The sequence below is a fragment of the Micromonospora sp. ATLC20 genome, assembly GCF_057196585.1.
Genome location: NZ_JBXUOV010000254.1, coordinates 1 through 6,218 on the forward strand (window position 1 = coordinate 1; position 6,218 = coordinate 6,218).

Genomic DNA, 6,218 nt, shown 5'->3' on the forward strand with positions numbered 1-6,218 from the left:
GCCTCGGCCAGCGCCGCGCGGGCGTCGCCGGTGGCGGCCGGGCCGGTCAGCGCCAGCAGCAGCCAGGCGCCCAGCGGCGAGGCGACGTGGTGGGTGTCACCGGCGGCGCGGTGCAGCCGCTCGGCGTAACGGGCCAGGGGTGCGCGCAGAGGAGTCACGGCTCCACTCTGCCCGCCGGCGCGCCCGGCGGCACGCCCCGCGTCAGGACCACAGCTCGAACGGCTCGTCGATCTCCGTACCGGCCAGGAACGCGGGCAGCAGTTCCGGCAGTCGCCCGGGATAGCAGCGCGGCCGCTCGGCGAGCACCTCGGCCAGCGGCCACCAGCGGAACCCGAAGTAGTCCTCCACCTCGTAGTCCAGCCGCAGCGCCTCGTCCACGTCCGGTCCGGGGCCGGGCAGCCGTACCGTCACCACCACCTCGTCCTGGAGGTGACGGCGCTGGCGGTGCCGGAAGCTGGCCCGCCGCCGCCAGGTGGGCGCGCCCACCTCGTCCGGGCCGATCGCGATGCCGGTCTCCTCGCGCAGTTCGCGGACCGCCGCCTCCCGGTACGTCTCGCCCGGGTCCAGCCCGCCGCCGGGCAGCTCCCACCACACGCCGAGGTCCGGGTGGTCCGGGTCGCGGGTGTGGAACAGCAGCAGGCGGTCGGTGGCGTCGAGCACCACCAGCCGCACCGCGCTGCGCTCGAACAGCGGCAGATCGTCGGGCAACTCCACGCCCCCAGCGTAAGGAAGGGCCCCCTGTTAACGCCTCCGGTAGTAGAAGGGCCCCTTATTAACAGCGCGCCTCGCGGCGCCCGCCCGGTGCCGGGGTCGCTCAGCCGGCGTCGACGATCCGGGCCACCTCGACCGGCAGCGGGTACGGCCGCTCCACCGGCAGCAGCGCCGCCGCCCCGGCCTCGTCGCCGTCGGTGAGACGACCGTGCACCGACCGGGCCAGCCCGGTGACGTCGGTGAGCCCGACCACCCACTCGTCGACGTACCGGCGTACCGCGTCGCCGGTCAGCCCGACCTGCAGCGAGCGGTACGGCAGCGGCGCCTGCCGCAGCGAGCGTTCCGGGTCCCACTGCACCCGCACCGGGCTGACCCGCAGGCTGTGCCGCCAGGCGTCCCGGTCCGGGTGCAGACGCGGGTCGTAGCTGCTGAGGCAGGCGTGGCGCAGGGCCCACTCGAAGCCGGCCCGGCTGATGTCGACCGCCAGCACCCGTTCCTGGCCCGGCTTGAGCGCCCAGCCGCAGCGGTACATCATCCAGCGGAACGAGGGCTTGATCCAGGTCATCCGCTCCCGCTTGAACGGCGGCACGAACCGCCCCGCGCGCAGCGCCGCGTCGGCGATCTCCGGCGGGTACGCCTGGTAGACGGTGACGGCGGTGCCGGTGTACGCGGCGCGGATCTGGTGGCGGGGCACTGGCACCGGGGCATGATGGCACCGCGTACCCGCTCCGGCGACCCGATTCCGGGCCCGGCGCACCCCGACCGATAGGCTGCCCGCCGTGGCAGGTCTGTTGAGGAACGTGGCGTCGAAGCTCGGCCGGATCACCCGGGGCGTACCCGTCCCCACCCGCCCCGGCGGGCCGATCCCGGCTCAGGTCGCGCGCCGCCGCCAGGTCAGCGCGTTGCAGCGTCGCGAGCTGTCGTACGCCCCGGAGCCGGACGGGCAGGCCGACCCGGGCGAGATCGTCTGGACCTGGGTGCCGTACGAGGACGATCCGCGTCAGGGCAAGGACCGCCCGGTGCTGGTGGTGGGCCGGCACAGCCGCACGCTGTTCGGGCTGATGCTGTCAAGCCAGAGCGACCGGGACGGCCAGCGGCACTGGCTGGCGCTCGGCCCGGGGGAGTGGGACCGGGACGAGCGGCCGAGCTGGGTTCGCCTGGACCGGGTGCTCACCATGCGCGAGGACAGCATCCGCCGCGAGGGCGCGGTGCTGGACCGGCCCCGGTTCGACCGGGTCGGGCAGGCGTTGCGCGCCGGCTACGGCTGGCGCTGACCCACCGGACAGAGCCGCCCCGGCACCCCGCGACGAGCTAGCGGACGAGTCGCTCAGCACTCCGCGACGAGCTGGCGGGCCGGGCGGGACGCGCCGAGCGTCTTCGCCTCGTACATGGCCGCGTCGGCGCGGCAGAGCGCATCGGTGAGCTGGTTGGGGCAGTGCACCGGCGCCAGCCCGACGGAGGCGGTGACCTGGATGCTGCGCGCACCGAGCGGGATCGGCGCGGCGAGCGCCTCGCAGAGCCGCCGGGTGGCGTGCTCGATCCACCGGCGGTCCGGCGTCGGGCTGGCCAGCAGTCCGGCGAACTCGTCGCCGCCGAGCCGGGCGACCAGGTTGGGGCCGGCGAACGCGGCGAGCCGCTGCGCGACGCTGACCAGCACCTGGTCCCCGGCGGCGTGCCCGTAGCGGTCGTTCACCTGCTTGAAGTTGTCGAGGTCGAGCACGACCGCGACGAGCGGCTGGCCGGCGGGGTCGGTGAGCAGGGCGGCGGCCAGCCGGAAGAACGCGCGGCGGTTGGGCAGCCCGGTGAGCGGGTCGTGGCTGGCGGCGTGCCGCTCGGCGGCCAGCTCGGCCTGGAGCAGCTCGATCTCGGCTTCGGCGCGCAGCGCGCGGCGGCGCAACTGCCAGGCGGAGACGAGCGCGCCCGCCGCGGAGATGCCGGAGGCGATGGTCATCGGATCCGCCAACGCGTCCTCCTCACCGCAGTCCCGAAGCCGCGCGGAGCGGCGTCCCCGGGGCCGGGCTCAGGTCACCGTACGTGAGCGAACCGGCACACCGTATTTCGAGTATCATCCTCTCCGTCCATTGCAGATGCAATAGCAGATGCACGTGCATCTCACTCCTCAGTCGACAGACGTCGCCACCCACCGCTCCTCCCCGCGGCCTCGGCTGGCTCATCCCGAAGGACGCCCATGCAGCAACCCCCGAACGGCGTGCCCGTGACCGAGTTGCCACCGATGCGCTGGCTGAAGAGCCGCCGCAGCAACCCCAGCGGCAACTGCGTCGAACTGGCCGAGCTGCCCGACGGCGGCGGCATCGCGGTCCGCAACTCGCGGCACCCGGAGGGCCCGGCGCTCATCTACACAGTGGACGAGATCGCGGCCTTCGTGCTCGGCGCGCGGGACGGCGACTTCGACCACCTGATCCCGCCGTCCCGTACACGGGACTGACTTCGTCCGTCCGGAGGAGTTCACCTCACTGTCGGTTCATGGCATGCTTACTCGTCGGTCCGGGAGGGTGCCCGGCCGGGGCGGTCGGGATGCGAGGGCGGTCAGGTGGCGACGGTGCCCGTCGAGGGTGGTCCGACAAGCGGTCCGACAGTGCTGCGCATGCTGCTCGGCGGGCAGCTGCGCCGGCTGCGGGAGAGTGCCGGGGTCAGCCGGGAGACCGCCGGCTGGGAGATCCGCTCGTCGGAGTCGAAGATCAGCCGGATGGAGCTGGGCCGGGTCGGCTTCAAGGAGCGCGACGTGGCCGACCTGCTCACGCTCTACGGCGTCACCGCTCCGGAGGACCGCGACGCGCTGCTCAAGCTGGCCCGCGACGCGAACAGCCCGGGCTGGTGGCACCGCTACGGCGACGTGCTCCCCGCCTGGTTCCAGTCGTACCTGGGCCTGGAGGCGGCCGCCGCGCTGATCCGCACGTACGAGGTGCAGTTCGTACCCGGCCTGTTGCAGACCGCCGCGTACGCCCGGCAGGTGATCCTGCTCGGCCACCGCGGCGCGTCGGCGGCGGAGCTGGACCGGCGGGTGGAGCTGCGGATGCAGCGCAAGGAGCTGCTGCGGCGGCCCAACCCGCCGCAGCTGTGGGCGGTGCTCGACGAGGCGGTGCTGCGCCGACCGATCGGCGGCGCCGCGGTGATGCGCGAGCAGATGGACGCGCTGATCGAGGCGACCTCGGGACCGCACGTGCGGTTGCAGATCGTCCCGTTCGCCGCCGGCGGGCACGCCGCGGCCAGCGGCGCGTTCAGCATCCTGCGCTTCGGTGACGCCGACCTGCCCGACATCGTCTACATCGAGCAGCTCACCAGCGCCATCTACCTGGACAAGCGCGACGACCTCGACTTCTACGCCGAGGCGATGGAACGGTTGTGCGTGGAGGCCGCGCCGCCGGAGCGGACCCCGGAACTGCTGGCCCGCCTGCGCGACGAGCTCTACCCGGCCTGACCGGCGCGGTGGCGGGCAGTAGCATGACCGCCGACCGAAGACAGTGGACGGTGGCACCCGAGTCGTGGAGGCGGCCTTGACCAGCGACGCACCAGGTACGGCACCCGAGTCGGGCCGGATCGACACCACGGTGGCGCATCCCGCCCGCCGGTACAACTACTGGCTCGGCGGAAAGGACAACTTCCAGGCCGACCGCGACTCCGGCGACGCGATGGCCGCGCGGTTCCCGACCATCCGGATCAGCGCGCTGGAGAACCGGCGGTTCCTGCGCCGCGCGGTGCGCCACCTGGCCGGTGAGGCGGGCATCCGGCAGTTCCTGGACATCGGCACCGGCATCCCCACCGCCGACAACACGCACGAGGTGGCGCAGGCGACCGACCCGCGCGCCCGGGTGGTCTACGTCGACAACGACCCGATCGTGCTGGCCCACGCCCGCGCGCTGCTCACCAGCTCCGCCGAGGGCGCCACCGCCTACCTCGACGCGGACCTGCGCGACCCGGAGCGCATCCTCGCCCACCCCGACCTGCGCCGCACGCTGGACTTCTCCCAGCCGGTGGCGTTGATGCTGCTGGCGGTGCTGCACTTCGTGCCCGACGGCGAGGACCCGTACTCGATCGTCGGCCGCCTGCTGGACGCCCTGCCCGCCGGCAGCTACCTGGCCGCCTCACACGCCACCCACGACTACCTGCCGGCCGAGGTGGCCGCCGAGGCGAAGGCGGCGGCCCGCGGCGGCGGCCCGCACGGTGTGATCAACCTGCGCAGCCGGGAGGAGGTCGTGCGCTTCTTCGACGGCCTGGAACTGGTCGAGCCGGGCATCTGTTCGGTCGCCGAGTGGCGCGCCGACAGCGAGCCCGAACCGCGCCCGTCGGTGATCGACGTCAGCATGTACGGCGGGGTCGCCCGCAAGCCCTGACGCCGGGCCCCGGGCCGGGCGGTTGACGGGCACGGGGACCGGACGGGCACACTGGAGGCATCATGTCGCCGTTCACGCCCGCCCTGCGCCTGCACGACCGGTACGTCCTGCGCGAACGCATCGGCCTCGGCGGGATGTCCGAGGTGTGGCGCGCCGACGACGAGGTGCTGCACCGGCCCGTCGCGGTCAAGGCCCTCGCCGGGCAGCTCGCCGCCGACCCGCAACTGCGCGCGGTCATCCAGCGCGAGGCCCGCGCGGCGGCGCGGCTCACCCACCCGCACGTGACCCAGGTGTACGACTACGGCGAGGCGACGCTGGACAGCGGCGTCGTCGTCCCGTACCTGGTGATGGAGCTGGTGGAGGGTCAGACGCTCGCCGACCGGCTGAACGGCGGGCCGCTGGCCTGGCCGGACGCGGTCCGCACGGCCGGGCAGGTCGCCGGCGCGCTGGCCGCGGCGCACCGGATCGGCGTGGTGCACCGCGACATCAAGCCGGCGAACGTGATGCTCACCGAGACCGGCGCGAAGGTGCTCGACTTCGGCATCGCCGCGCCCGCCGGCCCGCACCCGGTCACCGGGCAGACCGGCGCGCTGCTGATGGGCACCCCCGCCTACTTCGCCCCGGAACGTCTCGATCCCGGCCCGGCGAACCCGGCCGGCGACGTGTACGCGCTCGGCGTGCTGTTGTACCGCAGTCTCACCGGCCGGGCACCGTTGCCGGTGCGCAGCTGGGACGACGTGCTGGACGTGCGGCGCAACCGGCCGCCGGTGCCGCCGCTGCGGGTGCCCGGTCTGCCGCCGGAGATCGCCGATCTGGTCCTGACCTGCCTGGACGTGGACCCGGAGCGACGACCGACAGCGGCCCGGCTCGCCGACCGGCTCGGCGCGGGCCGCCCGGTGGACCCGCCGACCGCGATCCTGCCCACAGTGGCGCCGGCGGCGCACCCGCCGACCCTGGTCGAGCGGTCCCCGGCCGCCGCGTCCCGCCCGGTCCCGCCGGCACGTCCCGTCGCGCCGCCGCGCCCGGCGGTCTCGTCGAACCGGCTGCTCGGGCTGCTCGTCGCCGGTGCCCTGGTGCTGCTGCTCGCGGTGGTGGGCTCGCTGGTGTGGGGCGACGGCTCCGGCACGCCACCGGCCGCCGCGCCCACCGCCGGCC

8 protein-coding genes are annotated in these 6,218 nt (G+C 74.5%); 5 read left to right on the plus strand and 3 right to left on the minus strand.

Features of this window, described 5'->3' with window-relative positions; translation table 11 throughout:
• Positions 1 to 201: 201 nt before the first annotated feature.
• Positions 202 to 714 carry an NUDIX hydrolase gene (locus AC2CHG_RS29250; protein ID WP_484526011.1) on the minus strand — a complete coding sequence of 171 codons (513 nt, stop codon included), beginning with the start codon at positions 712 to 714 and terminating at the stop codon, positions 202 to 204.
• Between the two features lie 100 nt (positions 715 to 814).
• Positions 815 to 1,411, minus strand: coding sequence for a DUF4291 domain-containing protein (locus tag AC2CHG_RS29255; protein ID WP_484526012.1), 597 nt, complete (start codon positions 1,409 to 1,411; stop codon positions 815 to 817).
• A gap of 79 nt (positions 1,412 to 1,490) precedes the next feature.
• Between AC2CHG_RS29255 and AC2CHG_RS29260 the strand changes: the two genes are divergently transcribed.
• A complete protein-coding gene (locus AC2CHG_RS29260) occupies positions 1,491 to 1,985 on the plus strand; it encodes a type II toxin-antitoxin system PemK/MazF family toxin (protein ID WP_355509323.1) in 495 nt (164 codons plus the stop codon).
• 53 nt (positions 1,986 to 2,038) lie between these two features.
• Here the strand turns inward: AC2CHG_RS29260 and AC2CHG_RS29265 are convergent, their stop codons facing one another.
• Entirely contained in the window at positions 2,039 to 2,674 is a 636-nt protein-coding gene (locus AC2CHG_RS29265; RefSeq protein WP_355509321.1) for a GGDEF domain-containing protein, read from the minus strand.
• A gap of 225 nt (positions 2,675 to 2,899) precedes the next feature.
• Between AC2CHG_RS29265 and AC2CHG_RS29270 the strand changes: the two genes are divergently transcribed.
• The 4 genes from AC2CHG_RS29270 to AC2CHG_RS29285 form a co-directional block, all read left to right on the plus strand.
• On the plus strand, positions 2,900 to 3,157 hold the full coding sequence (locus AC2CHG_RS29270; RefSeq protein ID WP_135239836.1) for a DUF397 domain-containing protein: 258 nt from the start codon (positions 2,900 to 2,902) through the stop codon (positions 3,155 to 3,157).
• Between the two features lie 105 nt (positions 3,158 to 3,262).
• On the plus strand, positions 3,263 to 4,150 hold the full coding sequence (locus AC2CHG_RS29275; protein WP_194801709.1) for a helix-turn-helix domain-containing protein: 888 nt from the start codon (positions 3,263 to 3,265) through the stop codon (positions 4,148 to 4,150).
• Between the two features lie 76 nt (positions 4,151 to 4,226).
• The gene (locus AC2CHG_RS29280; RefSeq protein WP_484526013.1) at positions 4,227 to 5,063 is read left to right on the plus strand and encodes an SAM-dependent methyltransferase; all 837 of its coding nucleotides are present in this window, start codon (positions 4,227 to 4,229) and stop codon (positions 5,061 to 5,063) included.
• A 62-nt stretch (positions 5,064 to 5,125) separates the two neighbouring features.
• On the plus strand, positions 5,126 to 6,218 hold a 1,093-nt coding region (locus AC2CHG_RS29285; RefSeq protein WP_484526014.1), incomplete at its 3' end, for a serine/threonine-protein kinase.